At 60.6% G+C, this 15158-nt stretch carries 13 protein-coding genes; 5 read left to right on the forward strand and 8 right to left on the reverse strand.

Annotated features, from left to right (window positions below; all coding sequences use genetic code 11):
* Positions 1-270 precede the first annotated feature (270 nt).
* The 4 genes from SMD31_RS15535 to SMD31_RS15550 form a co-directional block, all read right to left on the reverse strand.
* On the reverse strand, positions 271-1404 hold the full coding sequence (locus tag SMD31_RS15535) for an NAD(P)/FAD-dependent oxidoreductase (protein ID WP_320501864.1): 1134 nt from the start codon (positions 1402-1404) through the stop codon (positions 271-273).
* Between the two features lie 50 nt (positions 1405-1454).
* Complete coding sequence (locus SMD31_RS15540) at positions 1455-3884, reverse strand: DUF3772 domain-containing protein (RefSeq protein WP_320501807.1); 2430 nt, start codon at positions 3882-3884, stop codon at positions 1455-1457.
* Between the two features lie 137 nt (positions 3885-4021).
* Positions 4022-4708 carry a ChrR family anti-sigma-E factor gene (locus tag SMD31_RS15545; protein ID WP_320501808.1) on the reverse strand — a complete coding sequence of 229 codons (687 nt, stop codon included), beginning with the start codon at positions 4706-4708 and terminating at the stop codon, positions 4022-4024.
* Positions 4705-5298, reverse strand: a complete 594-nt coding sequence (locus SMD31_RS15550; RefSeq protein ID WP_320501809.1) for a sigma-70 family RNA polymerase sigma factor — start codon at positions 5296-5298, stop codon at positions 4705-4707. Before SMD31_RS15550 ends, SMD31_RS15545 begins: the two co-directional genes overlap by 4 nt.
* A gap of 326 nt (positions 5299-5624) precedes the next feature.
* Between SMD31_RS15550 and SMD31_RS15555 the strand changes: the two genes are divergently transcribed.
* Genes SMD31_RS15555 through SMD31_RS15575 form a run of 5 tightly spaced genes read left to right on the forward strand, consistent with a single transcriptional unit; the run spans position 5625 to position 10983 of the window.
* Complete coding sequence (locus SMD31_RS15555) at positions 5625-7055, forward strand: NAD(P)/FAD-dependent oxidoreductase (RefSeq protein ID WP_407652146.1); 1431 nt, start codon at positions 5625-5627, stop codon at positions 7053-7055.
* Positions 7052-7789, forward strand: coding sequence for a DUF1365 domain-containing protein (locus SMD31_RS15560; protein WP_320501811.1), 738 nt, complete (start codon positions 7052-7054; stop codon positions 7787-7789). Before SMD31_RS15555 ends, SMD31_RS15560 begins: the two co-directional genes overlap by 4 nt.
* Before the next feature lie 32 nt (positions 7790-7821).
* Entirely contained in the window at positions 7822-9045 is a 1224-nt protein-coding gene (locus SMD31_RS15565) for a cyclopropane-fatty-acyl-phospholipid synthase family protein (RefSeq protein ID WP_320501812.1), read from the forward strand.
* Positions 9046-9068: 23 nt separating this feature from the next.
* Positions 9069-10361, forward strand: coding sequence for an MFS transporter (locus SMD31_RS15570; protein WP_320501813.1), 1293 nt, complete (start codon positions 9069-9071; stop codon positions 10359-10361).
* Between the two features lie 22 nt (positions 10362-10383).
* Positions 10384-10983, forward strand: a complete 600-nt coding sequence (locus tag SMD31_RS15575) for a DUF3833 domain-containing protein (RefSeq protein ID WP_320501814.1) — start codon at positions 10384-10386, stop codon at positions 10981-10983.
* Here SMD31_RS15575 and SMD31_RS15580 read toward each other — a convergent pair.
* The 4 genes from SMD31_RS15580 to SMD31_RS15595 form a co-directional block, all read right to left on the reverse strand.
* Positions 10933-11382, reverse strand: coding sequence for a nuclear transport factor 2 family protein (locus SMD31_RS15580; protein WP_320501815.1), 450 nt, complete (start codon positions 11380-11382; stop codon positions 10933-10935). The genes SMD31_RS15575 and SMD31_RS15580 overlap by 51 nt on opposite strands.
* Positions 11379-12122, reverse strand: coding sequence for an SDR family NAD(P)-dependent oxidoreductase (locus tag SMD31_RS15585; RefSeq protein WP_320501816.1), 744 nt, complete (start codon positions 12120-12122; stop codon positions 11379-11381). Before SMD31_RS15585 ends, SMD31_RS15580 begins: the two co-directional genes overlap by 4 nt.
* Positions 12122-12763, reverse strand: coding sequence for a DUF6134 family protein (locus SMD31_RS15590; RefSeq protein ID WP_320501817.1), 642 nt, complete (start codon positions 12761-12763; stop codon positions 12122-12124). Before SMD31_RS15590 ends, SMD31_RS15585 begins: the two co-directional genes overlap by 1 nt.
* A gap of 108 nt (positions 12764-12871) precedes the next feature.
* On the reverse strand, positions 12872-14983 hold the full coding sequence (locus SMD31_RS15595) for a sensor histidine kinase (RefSeq protein WP_320501818.1): 2112 nt from the start codon (positions 14981-14983) through the stop codon (positions 12872-12874).
* Between the last annotated feature and the right edge of the window lie 175 nt (positions 14984-15158).

Here is a 15158-nt window from a genome sequence, read left to right on the forward strand (position 1 = left end):
TGGATTTCATTTTTGACATCCGAAATAAGAATGATGTCCAATACTTTAGTTAGGAATGGCAGTGACGTTCCTATACTTTAGGATTGTTGGCCAGCCTCGAGTATTCCGCCGTCTCGCGGTATCGGGAACGAGGGCAGACGAGGGGCGCTGCGCGTTTAAGGCGAATTAATCGCAATAATGCCGCGATATCGAGACTTAGACTCACCTTGTCGCTGGCTCGATGCCGGCGCTGGGCGCTACTCCGCCTTCAAAGAGACCCTCATTTGGCGTTTAAACGTGGAAGAGTTCCGCGTCTTCCTGTGTGGGCAGTACACCGAGGCCCGAAGCAATTCTTTCGGCCAGGGCGAGGCTGGCGGTGAGGCCGGGCGATTCGATGCCGTAAAGGCACACCAAGCCTGGGGCGCCGTGATCTGCCTCCGTCTCGATCCGGAAATCCGAGTCAACACGCGGATCGCGCGACAGCTTTGGCCTGATGCCGCTATAGGCGGGCACCAGGGTGGCGTCGGCCATTTCCGGATAGTACCGACGAATGGCGGGATAGAACCGCTCTGCGCGCCCGGCATCGACCGCATAGTCGATAGCCTCGACCCATTCCACATCAGGCCCAAACCGAACCCGTCCAGCGAGATCAAGGGTCACGTGAACGCCGAGGCCGCCCGGTTCCGGCAAGGGATAGATCAGGCGCGAGAACGGCGGCTTGCCGCCCTGCAATGTGAAGTAATTGCCCTTGGCATAGTGAGTCGTCGGCACCCGGTCGGGGGCGAGGCCGAGGGAGCGCGCGACGCGGCTGGCTTCCAACCCGGCCGCATTGATAACGGTGCGTACCGGAATATCGTCGGGTTGGCTGCCGCCCAGCCCAATCAGCCAGCGATTGCCTTTGTGCATGCCCCTCACGACGGGCGTGCGCAGCGACAGTACTGCGCCGGCATTTTCGGCTTCCCCGAGATAGCTCAACATCAATTGTTGGCTATCGACGATTCCCGTCGATGGCGAGAGGAGCGCCGCGACGCAGTTGAGGGCGGGCTCCAGTGAGCGTGCAGCGCCGACTGAGAGGACCTGCAGGTCCTCGACACCATTGGCGAGCGCCTTTTCAGCGAGTGCTTGCAAAGCCGCGCGCTGTCCGTCGTCGCTGGCGACGATCAGCTTACCGCATTGCCGGTGTGGGACGGCGCGCGCTGCGCAATAGCGATAAAGTGCCTTGCGACCGCTCACGCAAAGCTGCGCCTTCAAGCTTCCCGTTGGATAATAGATACCAGCGTGAATGACCTCGCTGTTGCGCGAACTGGTCTCGCTGCCGATGGCATCAGCGGTGTCTACAATCACGACTTCATGGCCCGCGCGCGCCAGGCGGCGGGCGATGGCCAAGCCGATGACGCCGGCACCTATCACCATAAAGTCGAGCATGTCCACGACACTATCAGCGCGGCAGCCGAGCGTCACGCCATCTGTTGCGGCTATTCTTCCGCAGGGATCGGGCCGGCAGGCTTTGGCTGTTTCGTCGGTTCGGTGACGGGAAGCGGGGCCGTTTCCGGTTTTGGTCGTACGACGCTTGCCGTGTGCGCCATCTCGACACCATGAGCGCGGAAGGCGTTGTCGATCGCGAAATTTAGGTCCGATGTGACCTGGTTGACGTAAGCCGTGTCGATGACGAAGCAGCGAAGCTCGAATTCCAGGCCGATGTCGACAAAGCGTTTGAAGAGAACCGTGGGTGCGGGCTCGGCGCAGACCCGACGTTGCTGCCTGGCGCAGTCCAGCAGCAGATCGCGAACCAGTTTGGTATCGGTTCCTGGCACAACGCGCATCGGGATGACGATGCGGATGATGCGGTCGCGCAGGGTCCAGTTCACGACCGAATTTGCGATCAGTTCGGAATTGGGGAAGATGACGCTGGCATTGTCGAAGGTCTCGACCTCGGTCGAGCGGACGGAGATGCGCTTGACGGTGCCTTCGGTCCCGCCGACGACGATCCAATCGCCGACTTTGATCGGCCGTTCGATCAGGATGAGAATGCCAGCGACGAAGTTTTCGACGATGGTCTTCAGCCCGAAACCGACACCGACGGACAAGGCACCGGCGATGATCGCAATGTTGGAGAGGTCGATCCCCAGCGTGACGACCGCCAGGGTGATGACGATGATGCTGCCGACATAGCCGAAGCCGGCGGTCACGGAATTCTGCAATCCGACATCGAAGCGAGATCGCGGCAGGATCTGGTCTGACAACCACCGCTTGACCCGGCCAACGATGAAAAGACCGGCAACTAGGACAAACAGAGCCAGAATGATCTCGGTCAGCGACAAGGTGACCTGGCCGACCTGAATCCCGCTGACGGCCCTGTTGATGATCAGGTTCAGCAGCGACGGTGACAGGCCGTAGATGACCAGAAGCGAATAGAAGGCCGGTAGCCAGAGCACCGTTTCAACCAGCAGCCTGGCCCAGAAACTGAGACGCAATGCCTGCGTCTGGCCTGGAACGGCGGCGGCGCCCTCGTCGGTGACCTCCGAGCCCAGCACGCGGGCAAGGCCCTCCAGCAAAGCCGAGCGGAGCAGCCAGGCAAGCCCTACGATGACCAGTGTCGCGGTGACAGCGATCAGGATTCGTTCTGAAAGGTCAGCATAGCCTGCTAGCGACAGGAGCGGCGAAACGCAGGCGACGACGATCAGCAGTCGTCGCACCAGGCCCAGGATGCCGGTCAATCTTGCATCCGGTGCCGCCCAATAGGCGCGGCGGAGCAGTGACAGGGCGATGGCACCGACGACGACATCGCGCAAGAACGTGTTGCATGCCCGGAAGGCAGCCGGCGCTTCGGGGCCATCCTTCGTCGCCATCAGATAGATCATGTTGAAGACGGCGACCATGATAGCCAGCAGCGTCACCTTATGGGCGATCTGCAGGGCACCCTGCGGTGTGACGGGGATGACGCGCCAGGTCGGGGCGTGCGGCGACAGCATCGCGCGGGCAAGACCAGAGACCAGCAAGAAGCCAATCAGGTTGGCGGTTGTTCCGCCAACGAACATGGCAAAGAAATCGCTTTTGATCGGGATGATTTCCGTGACCAGCAGCCTCAATGCCGTCAGGAAGATGCACGGCAGCAGAATGTCCGCCACGGCCATGGAACCTGCCGCCAGAATGCGACGGGCATGGCTCGGTTCTTCGATGCTGGGGTTGGGACCCCACCGCCGGCGCAAGAAGATGTGCAACTGCCAGCCGATCAGCAGTGATGTGCTGATCAACAGCAATCCGCCAATCAGAATGATGCTCTCCATCTTCTGGGCGGCAATGGCACGCCACCACTGCTGCGGGGCAGTGACGGTATCGTCGACGGCATTCAACAGCTGCTGCCAGGCCTCTAGCCAGACCGACGGGCGCAACGGCGAGGGCAACCGTTTGAACAGCTGGGCCGTAAATTGCCCCTGCTCGTGCACGCCGAACGCCGCGACCAGGTTTTGGGCGCGCACCATGGTCAATTGGGCCTGGCTGACATAGCCGTCTAACTCGGCCTGCCGCTTGGCGAGCGCCGTCCGCGTCGCTGCGACCTTCTCATCCTCGGGGGGGGCACCTTCTGCGGGTGCCGGGCCAAGGCTTTGCAGCTCGGTGGCTACCGATTGCACAGCCTGCTGGCTGGCAGTTCGCAAAGCCTGGGCGCCGCCTATGACGTTGGTGAGTTCCTTGGTTGTCGCCTGGATCTCGGGCTGGGCGAGATCGTCCCGTTGCAGGATGTCTTCGGCGTCCTTGAGCGTGCGCTCCCAGCCGATGATGCGCTCTGGTACATCTGCCAGCGGATTGGCGGGTGGAGGTGTCTGTGCCACTGCCATGCCAAATGTGCCGAGCAGCAGATAGAAGATGGCAGCGAATAGGATGAAGAGAGAGCGGTTTGCCCGCATTCTGGCGGCCTGTAGTGTGAATTGGCGAAGTGAGACGCCAGACTAGCCCGCCGGACGTCGATGTCCAAGGGGTTAACCATGCGTCGCAGCCGCCTAACAGCCGCAAAATGGAATAGTTTCGCCGCCTTTAGCGCCGGTCAAATACCGATAAAGGGCTGCATCAATCGGCCAATCCAGTTGCCAAAACGCAGTGGCGCATCGGTCACCGCAAGGCAAATGCAGATATCTTCCTTGCCCGCGATGGGACGGTGATTGACCGACTCATCTGCAACTTCGATATCGCCCCGAGCGTAATGCTGACCTTGCGAGGCATAGCTGCCCTTGAGCACGAGAGTCAATTCGGTCCCGCCATGGGTGTGACCGAAAACCGATCTGCCGGGCGCAATGCGCAGCAACCGCGCTGTGGTTGAACCGCTGCGCAGAAGCGGCATGTGGTCGATGCCTGGACCAATCGCTCGCCATTTGGCGCTATCGAGGTCGCCGCCGACATATTGCCGAACGGGCGCCGGAAGGATCGGCTGGGCGCCGGCCGCCAGCGGCGCTGCATCATTTTTCACCGGACCCGACATTAGCTTGGCGCGCGCCAGGGTGGCGGCAAATGCACCTTGGCCCATGGACGCTTCCGGCAGTTCTTCGATCAGATCGCCGCCGACAGATTCAAACAGCGCCACGTGGCTCCGGCAGGCCGGGCAGAGGGTCAGGTGACTAGCGACTGCCAGCGCGCTTGCTTCGTCCAGCGCACCGCTCGCATAGGCTGCGATCAATTCATCGCCCGGATGATAGTCCGGATATCGGTGCGATCGGCGACGTGCCAAGGTATTCATGACGTAGGCTCTCCCAGCGCCTTGCGGAATCTCTGAAAGGCGAGGCGCATGCGCGACTTGACGGTACCGAGCGGAATGCCGAGTTCAGCGGCAATCTCGGCGTGAGGTTTATCCTCGTAGAAGGAAAGGCGGACGATCCGCGCCTGTTCCTGTGGTAGCGCGGCGAGCGCCGCCCTGACGGCAACGGCCTGTCTGCCTTGATCGATCAAGGCATCCGGTGCCTCAGGCTCGTCGGGCACAAGGGCAGGATCATCGAAATCCACTTCCGGGCGACGTTGGCGGCGAAAGGCGTCTATGCGGAGGTTCCGCGCGATCGAGAATATCCAGGTTCCAGCACCGGCTTTCTCGGCATCAAAGAGATGCGCCTTGCGCCAGACTGACGCCATCGCTTCCTGGGCAAGTTCCTCGGCCACGTCTTCCGGCGCGCCCAACTTACGCATATAGGACTTCAGTCGTGGCGCGTAATGGCGGAAGAGCTCCGCAAAAACAGCCTCGTCCCGGACGGCCTTGAGGGCGGATAGCAGCGCCGTCATGCGTGCAGATTCGGTGCCCACGCCGACAACTTCTGGACTGGCGTCGATGGCAGTCATCCTCGCCCTAGATGCATCTGTTTTGATACCATTGGCCCTTTTAGCGGTATTCTCGACCAGCCGCACCCTTCCTGAAAGAGGGGCGTCGGCGAGGGAACCGTCTAGCCGAGGCAGATCCAGGCCGCCCCAGGAGGTTTGGAAGGCAAATGCGTTTTCCATGTGATGCTTACGTCGCCCGTCGCCTTCTGGATCAGCCGATCCACGTTAACAACTGGTGATCCGGGCCGGCTCGGCAGCCGTAAAAGGCTCTGATACAGGGATTTTTTTGTTTTATCCAAGCGAAGGCTCGGCCGATTGGCTCGGCCGAGCGATCGCAAAGGCGCTTCATGGCCCCCAACGACCAGCATTTTCAGTCTCCCGAAATCCGCCACCCACAATATTCGACAGGTCACCCGGACAGCGAGAACCGTAGGCGTATTGCCGTGATTGGCGCTGGCATTTCCGGTATGTCGGCTGCTTGGCTGCTGGCGCAGCGCCACGATGTCACGCTGTTTGAGAAGGGTGCCCTGCCTGGCGGCCACAGCAACACCGTCGACCTCGATCTCACCGAAGGCCCGGTCGCTGTGGATACGGGCTTTATCGTCTTCAACGAACGCACCTATCCAAACCTCACGGCGCTTCTGGCCCATCTGGGCGTCGCCAGCCAGGCGACTCACATGTCGTTCGCGGCGTCATTGGATAACGGTAAGTTCGAATATTCGGGGTCCAGCCTGCGCGGCCTGTTCGCGCAGCGGCGCAATCTGCTGCGCCCGCGCATGTGGCGCATGATCGCCGATATTCTGCGTTTCTATCGCGAGGCGCGGGCAGGCGCATATCCTGCGGACGTGACGCTCGGGGACTATCTCAGCCAACGCGGCTATGGAAACAGTTTCATCAACGACCATTTGCTGCCGATGGGTGGGGCTATCTGGTCGACTTCGCCGCAACAGATGCTGGACCATCCCCTCAGCACGTTTGTCCGCTTCTGCGACAACCATGGCCTGCTGCAAGTGTCCGATCGTCCGGTGTGGCGCACGGTCTGCGGCGGAAGCCGGAATTACGTTCAACGTCTGCTTCAGGATCACCCGATGCAGATCGTGCTCAATGCGTCAATCGCGCGCGTTGAGCGCGGTGCCGCGGGACCCAGCATCGTTTGCGATCGGGGCACAAGGCATAGCTTCGATGCCGTGGTGATCGCAGCACATGCGGATCAGGCGCTCGGTCTGCTGGCCCAACCGACGCCGCAGGAGACGTCCCTGCTGGGTGCCATGCGCTACATCGACAACGAAGCAGTGCTGCACAGCGACATCAGCATGATGCCGCGGCGCCGCGCGGCGTGGTCGAGCTGGAATGTCTTGGGTGCGGGTACGCCGGATGACCGTGGGCTCATTTGCGTCACCTATTGGATGAACCAGTTGCAGAACCTTGGCGTCCAACAGCCGGTTCTGGTGACGCTCAACCCGGACCGTACCATTCGCGAAGACCTTGTCTGGCGCCGCTTTTCCTATGCCCATCCACTGTTCGACGCCGCTGCCATTGCTGCGCAACGGCAATTGTGGTCGCTGCAAGGGCAGGGGGGAATCTGGTATTGCGGCGCCTATTTCGGCGCTGGCTTCCACGAGGACGGACTGCAGGCGGGATTGGCCGTGGCGGAAAGATTGGGAGAGGTAAGGCGGCCTTGGCAGGTTCGCGAGCCGACTGGGCGCATCCACGTCCAGGAGACACCAGAGATGGCGATGGGGCTGCCGGATCAGGCAGCGACAGGTGCCTGGGCATGATGCGATCGGCCATCTATTGCGGCAGCGTCATGCATCGACGGGTACGCCCAAAGAAGCATTACTTGCGCTATAGCGTGTTCTATCTTCTGCTTGATCTGGATGAGCTGCCTCAATTGAACATCCGTCTGCTGGGCGTGGAGCGGCGGTTCCTCTTTTCGTTCCACGCCGCTGACCATGGTGATGGCAGTGGTGATCTTAAGAGCTGGGTCCTGGGGCAACTCCGCGAAGGTGGCATACGCAACGAGGTGACGAACATTCGTCTTCTCTGTTTCCCGCGCGTGCTGGGCTTTGTTTTCAACCCGATCTCGGTCTACTTTTGCAGCGATGCGTCCGGCGAGATTGTCGCGATACTCTATGAAGTGAACAACACGTTCGGCGGCAGACACGCCTATGTGCTGCCGGCAGAGACCTGCAATGGGCGCGTCTTCCACAGCATTGACAAGCGGCTCTATGTATCGCCCTTCAACGATGTCTCCGGTGGCTATCATTTTGCTGTGCGGTTGCCAGCCGATAAAGTCGCACTTTCGATCGATCAGCATGATGGCGATGGGCCTATCCTGAAGGCCGCCTTTGCCGGTCGCCGGTACCCGCTCGACAACCTGAATTTGCTAAGGGTGGCCGTGCTTTATCCGCTTCTGACATTGAAGGTCGTGGCCGCCATCCATTGGGAGGCGTTGAAATTGTGGATGAAGGGCGTCCCGCTTCACAAACGGCCCCAGTTTCGACAATATTGATTTCAATACACCTGCCATGAAGGGGGACAAGCATGACGGGGTCGTCGGTGCGGCCGGAGCTTAGGGCGGGCGGGCAAGGCATCATGTCTGGGCTATGGGAAAACGTGTTCAACCGGACGCTCAACCATTTGAAGGTTGGGCGGCTCGGGGTGCTGTTTCCGGATGGTCGCCGGCATGATGTCGAGGGTGCCGAACCCGGCCCAGCCGCGGAGTTGGAGATTCGTGACGTCAAAGGCATCCAGCGCCTGTTGCGGGGAGGCGATATCGGCTTTGCCGAAGCCTATATGGCGGGCGAGGTGGATAGCCCCGACCTCACGGAGCTGATCGAGCTTGCAGCCCGCAACGAGCACGCCGTGGCAGCAGCGTTGTCGGGCAAGAAGCTGGTCCGCGCGTGGCATCGTCTCTTGCACTTGATGCGGCCGAATACGCGATCTGGAGCCAAGCGCAACATTGCCTACCACTATGACCTCGGCAATGCGTTCTACGGGCAATGGCTTGACCCGTCGATGACCTATTCCTCGGCCTATTTCGAGCGGGGTGCCACCGAGCTGCAGGCGGCGCAGGTCGACAAGTATCGGCGCGTGGCCGAACTTGCGGAACTGGCGCCTGGGAAGCATGTGCTGGAGATCGGCTGCGGCTGGGGTGGCTTTGCCGAGGTGGCGGCCCGGGACTTTGGTTGCAACGTCACGGGACTGACCTTGTCCAAGGAGCAGCTTGCCTTTGCCGAGGCGCGGATGCGGCGCCAGGGACTGTCCGACCGCGTCGAATTGCGGCTGCAGGATTACCGCGATTGTCCGGGCCGGTTCGACAGCATTGTGTCGATCGAGATGTTCGAGGCCGTGGGAGAAGCGCATTGGCGGCGGTATTTCGATGTCCTGCGCGAGAGGCTCAATCAGGGTGGCACGGCGGTGCTGCAGATCATCACGATTGCCGAGGAAAGGTTCGACAGCTATCGGCGCAATGCGGATTTCATCCAGCGCTATATCTTTCCTGGCGGCATGCTGCCCACCAGTTCCGCCTTGCGCAATCTGGCGCGGGATAGCGGTCTGCAATTCCTGGGCGAGGACGGATTTGCCAATTCCTATGCGCGCACGTTGCGGGAATGGCGCGAGTCATTTCTTCAGGCATGGCCGAAAATTCAGCCGTTGGGATTCGATGAACGGTTCCGCCGCATGTGGACATATTACCTCGCCTATTGCGAAGCGGGCTTCAAGGCCGGCTCGATCGACGTCGTGCATCTCAAACTGCAACGCTAGCCGATGGTGATGTATTGGGCGGCATGAAATGGCGCGGCGGTTACCTGGTTTATGGTCTGCCGGCCCTTGCCCTTGCCATTCCCACCGTTCCGGCCCAGGTGTTGCTGCCCAGCTATTACGCTGGACCGCTCGGCTTGGGGTTGACTGCCACCGGCATTGCCATCTTCGTTGCGCGCTTCGTTGACGTGCTCAGCGACCCCCTGATCGGGCATTTCAGCGACGAGAGCGGTCGCCGCAAGCCGTTCATTGCGGTTGGTGCCGTCTTTGCTGCTGTCGCACTCCTCGCCCTCTTCGCGCCGCCACAGGGCATCGGGCCATTCTATCTCGGATGCTGGTACGCCTTGCTCTATATCGGCTGGTCTACGGTGATGGTCCCTTATGCGGCATGGGGCGCCGAACTCAGCGCGGATTACCGCGAACGCTCGACGATTGCCTCCTGGCGTGAGGGATTGGGGCTGCTGGGTATCAGTTTGGCGACAACCCTGCCGGCGCTCCTGCAATGGCATGGCTACGGCCAGGACGCGGCCATGTTGGTGACGGCCATTGTGGCCATCGTTCTCGGTGCGCCGGCACTGGTCATGCTGCTGGCCTGGGTTCCCGAAATTCGGACAAGCGGTTTAGCACCAGCAGGCAATTTGTTGGCCGCCTTTCGGGCGGCGGCGGCCAATCCGCCCTTTCGCCGGCTGCTTGGCGCCTGGTTCATCAACGGTATTGCCAATGGTCTGCCGGCCGGCCTCTTTCCGCTCTTCATCACGTCGTCCTTGCGCGCAAGCGATGTCGAAATGGGATCGGTGCTGTTGATCTATTTCGCTGCCGCGGTTCTGGGCCTGCCGCTCTGGCTGTGGCTGCTTTCGCGACTGGACAAGCACCGGCTGTGGTGCCTCGCCATGCTGATGGCGATCATAGCCTTTGCCTTTGTGCCGTTCCTGCCGCCAGGATCTATCGCGGCCTTTGCCGGGATCTGCGTCGTCACCGGGCTGGCCCTGGGTGCCGATCTCTCGCTGCCGCCCGCCATTCAGGCGGATGTGGTGGATTGGGATCGCCTGCAGCATCGCACCGACCGGGCCGGATTGTTCTTTGCCCTTTCCACCATGTCGGGAAAACTCTCGGGGGCACTGGCGGTCGGCATCGCCTTTCCGCTATTGGCCTATCTTGGCGTCGACCCCGCCAACCCAGCCCAAGGAAGCTTTGCCGTGGCGGTGATCTATGCCTGGGTACCCTGCGTATTCAAGGCTGTAGCGGTGGGAATGATGTGGCGCTTTCCGATAGACCGGGCACGCCAAGCCGACATGGCAGCGAGACTCCACCCGGATTGACAATTTCAGCGCAGGTACGGGCATGGTCGGTTTCAAACGGATCTTAGGCGTGGGCCTCCTGCTCGCGGCCGGTATTGCGCTCAGTGGATGCAATACGATGAAGATTGAAGATTTTGCCGGCAAACAGCCGGTCCTTAAGCCAGAGACTTACTTCCTGGGCGAGACGCGTGGATCGGGCATGTTCCACGACCGCTTCGGAAATCTCCGCCGCCAGTTCGTAGTTGACATGGTGGGCGAGATGGACGGCGACGTCCTGGTCCTCACTGAGGATTTCGTCTACGACGATGGCGAGAAGGAGCAACGCGTTTGGCATCTGAAGCCGATTGGTGGCGGGCGCTATGAAGGCGTCGCCGGCGACGTCATCGGCACGGCCAACGGTGAGGCTGCAGGCAATGCCTTCCAATGGTCCTACCAGATCGACCTAAAGGTCGGCGAAGGCCGTTGGCGCGTGTCATTTGACGATTGGATGTTCTTGCAGCCGGGCGGGGTCATTCTCAACCGGGCCACTGTGACCCGGTGGGGCATAGAGATCGGCACGCTCACCGTGTCGTTTCACAAGAAAGACGCCAAGTCAGCGTTTCTCGGGACGCAGCCGCAGACGGTGGCGCAGGCGGCGGAATAAGCCGCCGATGAGCGGGAAATACTCGAACAGCCCGCTTGCCAGATCCCAGTGGTCCTCATGGAAGCTGATGCGGCCATCTGCCGAAAAGCGGATGTCGCTCATACCAACGACGGACCAAGGTCTGTTGCCAAGTCGACGCAGCAACCCGCTATAGCGCCATTTGACGAAGGCCTGATCGGGTGCAGCCCAGGCAATTGCGATAACCTCCACCTGTGGAGTCGCAACGGCATCGGCAGAATCGCGAAAGATGTGCTTGAGATCGTCGCGCCCTGTGAGGTCGTTGATCGGATCCTTGAAACGAACATCCAGGGTCGTCAATGCATCAAGGCGGTCGAGGTCACGTTCGGGTGAGGGATCGGCCCAAAGGGCGAGATATGCGTCGAGGATCGGTTCGTTCATCGACCGATCATACGCCGGGTGAGGGCAAAATAAAGTCTGTATGGAAGCAGCCGGCCTAACTTCAGCAAAAGCGCGAAGCGCCACGGAAAGACGATCTCAAAGCCAGTACCTGCAAGGCCTCGGCGAATGCGGCGCGCGGCGTCCTCTGGGGTCAGCAGAAAGGGCATGGGGAAGTCATTGCGCTTGGTCATCGGCGTCAGAACGAAGCCAGGATTGACCAGCTGCAGCTTGATGCCAGCGGCATCGGCCTCTGGCTTCAAGGCCTCTGCCATGTTGATGAGTGCGGCCTTGCTGGCGCCATAGGCCGCGGCCTTTGGCAGGCCACGATAACCCGCCACTGAAGCGACGATCGCAATCTGGCCAGTACCACGGCGGCGCATTGATTTCAGCAAAGGATCCAGGCAGTTGGCGACGCCTTGGACATTGGTGGCAAATGTTTGCAAGACGCGATCGGCAGTGAAATCAGCAATATCCATCGGATCATAATGACCGGCATTGAGGACGGCACAGTCAATGGGACCGTGGGTCGTTTCTATTTCGGCCACCGCCGCGCTGACCATCCTGGCATCGGTGACATCAAGGTCATGGGGCATGATGTTGGCGTTCGTCCCGGCAGCGTCTTGCAGGACGGACAGGCGTCGGCCGCTGATGACGACCCTGTCGCCAGCTGCGGCAATCTGAAGGGCGAGTTCTCGGCCAATACCGCTACCGCCCCCGGTGATCCACCACAGCTTACCCATCACTGCGCGGTTGCCAACTGGGCCGGACAGTCGCGACAACGATATTCTATCATCGAACCGTCCTTGCCCTGGAAGCGCATCCCAAGCCAGCGGCCTTCGGCGTCGTACCAGGTTTCGAGGTTGAGATCGCCGGCGAGCGTATAGCGATCTGCGCGGGCCATCCCCGTCGCTGTCGGCACGAAGGCGTCGCTAAGCTTGCTCAGGCGCACCTCGTTCACCCGACCCGTGATCGTATTGATGATCTCGCCTTGCGAAATAAAGCTTTTGGACCAATGTTCGGTAGGTGGCAACGCTGTCGACAGCATCGTACTGCCAGCCGATCCGGTTACACGCAATTTGCCGTTAAGCTGCTCGATCGATACTTGACTTGTGTCGCCGTCATCAGATGTCACGGCGTCAAGATCGACCATGGCACCAGCCCGCCAGACTGAGCGCGAATGATAGTCAAAGCGATATGCGGTCATGAACAGGAATGGTACGGCAATTTTAGACCGCGCTTCAGCAATGATCGTGTCGCCGTGGCGCTGAAACGAAATCAGATGTTCGCCAACCGCGTCGCCGTTGCGTAGGATCTCGTATCGCGCTTCTGGACCGTAAAGGGTGACCGGGTCGACAAAATGAACGGGCATGCCGTCGGCCATGGCCAGGGAAGGCATGCCTAGACCGACCAGGAACGTGATGGCTCTGCCGCAGCGTGATAGGTACATCAAAGTCCTCCGGCAGTTCTACGCAGAAGCTGCCGGGTTGGATCAGTGGATGAGTGCATCTGCACCCAGGGGTGCCGGTTCGGGTTGCCTCACCCGCTGTGGCGGAAATATCAGCCGCATCCGCGTCCCCTTGCCGACTTTCGTTTCCACTGTCACATCGCCCTCATGCAGACGGATGAGGCCGCGGGTAATGGAGAGGCCAAGGCCAGTGCCGCCACGGCCTGCTGATGCATTCTGGGCGATGTGGGCGGAGCGGATTCCGAAGGGAGAGAAGAGCAGCGGCAACAAGCGGTCGGGAATGCCCGAGCCGGTGTCGCTGACGGTTAGTGCCAGGCCACCTTGGGGTGCCGGATCAATGCTGACCGACACCGTGCCGCCGGCTGGGGTGTGCCGGATGGCATTGCTCAAAAGGTTGAGCAGCATCTGGTTCACGGCACGGCGATCGCAATTCAGGACAGCGGTTTCGCCGTCGCGCGGCGCCAGCAAGGCCACGCCGCGGGTGTCGGCGGCCGGCTTGACCATGGCAAGGCAGCTCTCGATCAACGGCTGGAGTTCATGGTCGTCGCATTTGAGTGTCATCTTCTCGGCTTCGATCTTCGACAGATCAAGGATGTCGTTGATCAATTCGAGGAGATGCTTGCCACTGTGATGAATGTGGCCGACATATTCCACGTAGCGCTTGTCCCCAAGCGCGCCGTAGAGCTGCATGTTGAGAATTTCCGAGAAACCGAGAATGGCATTGAGTGGCGTGCGGAACTCGTGACTCATGTTTGCAAGCGCATTCGTCTTGGCGCGGTTGGCCCGCTGCAGCTCGACGTTCCGGCTTTCCAACTCCTGGCGCGCCTTTTCCAGCTTGACGCGTGATTTGCCGATCCGCGTGGCCATGGTGTTGAAGGCGCCGGCCAGGCGGCCGATCTCGTCATTCCGGCAGATTGCGGCACGCGCGGCGTTTTCGCCATCCTCGAAACGCTGCACCGAATTCGCCAGCAACCGAAGCGGCTGAATAACGCGCTGCTGCAGTAGCCAATGAATGGCGACGGCCACCATCAGAAAGGCAATCAAGGTGACGATAAGCGATCCGACAAAGGCGTCGGAAATGCGACCAGCGATGCTGTTCAACGGCACGATGTGGATCAGGGTCCAGTTGGGGCCAGCGATCCGGGTGGCGGTCGCCAAAACCGGCTCGCCCCGGAATTCGGTCAAGGCAATGTGCGGTGCGATCGTCTTGCGCAGGGAATCCTGCACGGGACGCAGGGCATCGTCGATCTCGGCCTTGTCCGATGCGACAAAGGCAGCGCTTTCGATCGCATTCTGCCATTTCCCGGCCAGCATGTAATCGCCGCCGCCATCGATCAGGAAGTCTTCGCTGTCGGCGAAACTGGCGTTGGCAGATAGCCGATCGAATAGCCCTGCCAGGAAGAAGTCGTGCCCGATTGTGCCGACCCAGTCGCCGCCCACGTCCAGCGGTTTAACCGCACTGACCATCCAGGAGCGCGAAATGGGATCGTAGGCCGGCTTTGTCCAGTAGAGCTTGCGTTGCGGGTTGACCACAGGATCGGCACCGGTCATCCATTCGGTTGCGTTGTAATCGTCATCCGGTGTGGCATCCCAGACGTAAGTCGGTACGCGCGGCATCAGCACGATCATGGAATGCCAGCGGGTCAGCAGCCACAATGTATCAAAACGCGGGATGGTGCCGGCACCATAGAGATCGATGATGGGCGCCAGCCGCGAATGGAAGGCCGCCACCGCATCCGTCCGCGGGGTGCGGGGGTCCAGATACATGCCGGCATGCTGGCGGCCGTCGAATGTCTTGGGGTCAGGGCGGAGCGATCCGTCGATGAAGGGTATGACCATCCGCTTCAGGGCGATCTGATCGGCATGGCTGGCAGGTGGCTGCAGCGCCGTGGCGATGTAGCCCTGCAGTTTGCTGAGGCTGGGATCCGCCATCGCCAGCGCCGCCTCGATTTCGTGCTGCTTGCTCTCCTGGATGCTGAGCACGATGCGCTTGGCATCTTCGATCGCCGAACGATCACTGAAAGAATAGAGAAGCAGGCCGGCGGGCGCGCCGATAAGGAACACGCTGATCGCCAACGCAGCAATGAGCTGCCGCGACAGCCGTCCACCCAGCCACCAACGAATTCGTCCCAGCATCGCCTACCTTTCTGACCGACGCTGAAAAATGACGGATGAGGCTTAATAAAGCATTGAAATATCAAGAATTGTTCATTTCCGTGAGAAGTGCCTTTTTCTGGGTTAAGGGGTTGAAAACAGGGGGAAAGTCGCGCATTCTCCGGCCAGATACCGTGAAAAATTAGAGTGATTCAAA

The sequence above is a fragment of the Dongia rigui genome (assembly GCF_034044635.1).
Lineage (GTDB): Bacteria > Pseudomonadota > Alphaproteobacteria > Dongiales > Dongiaceae > Dongia > Dongia rigui.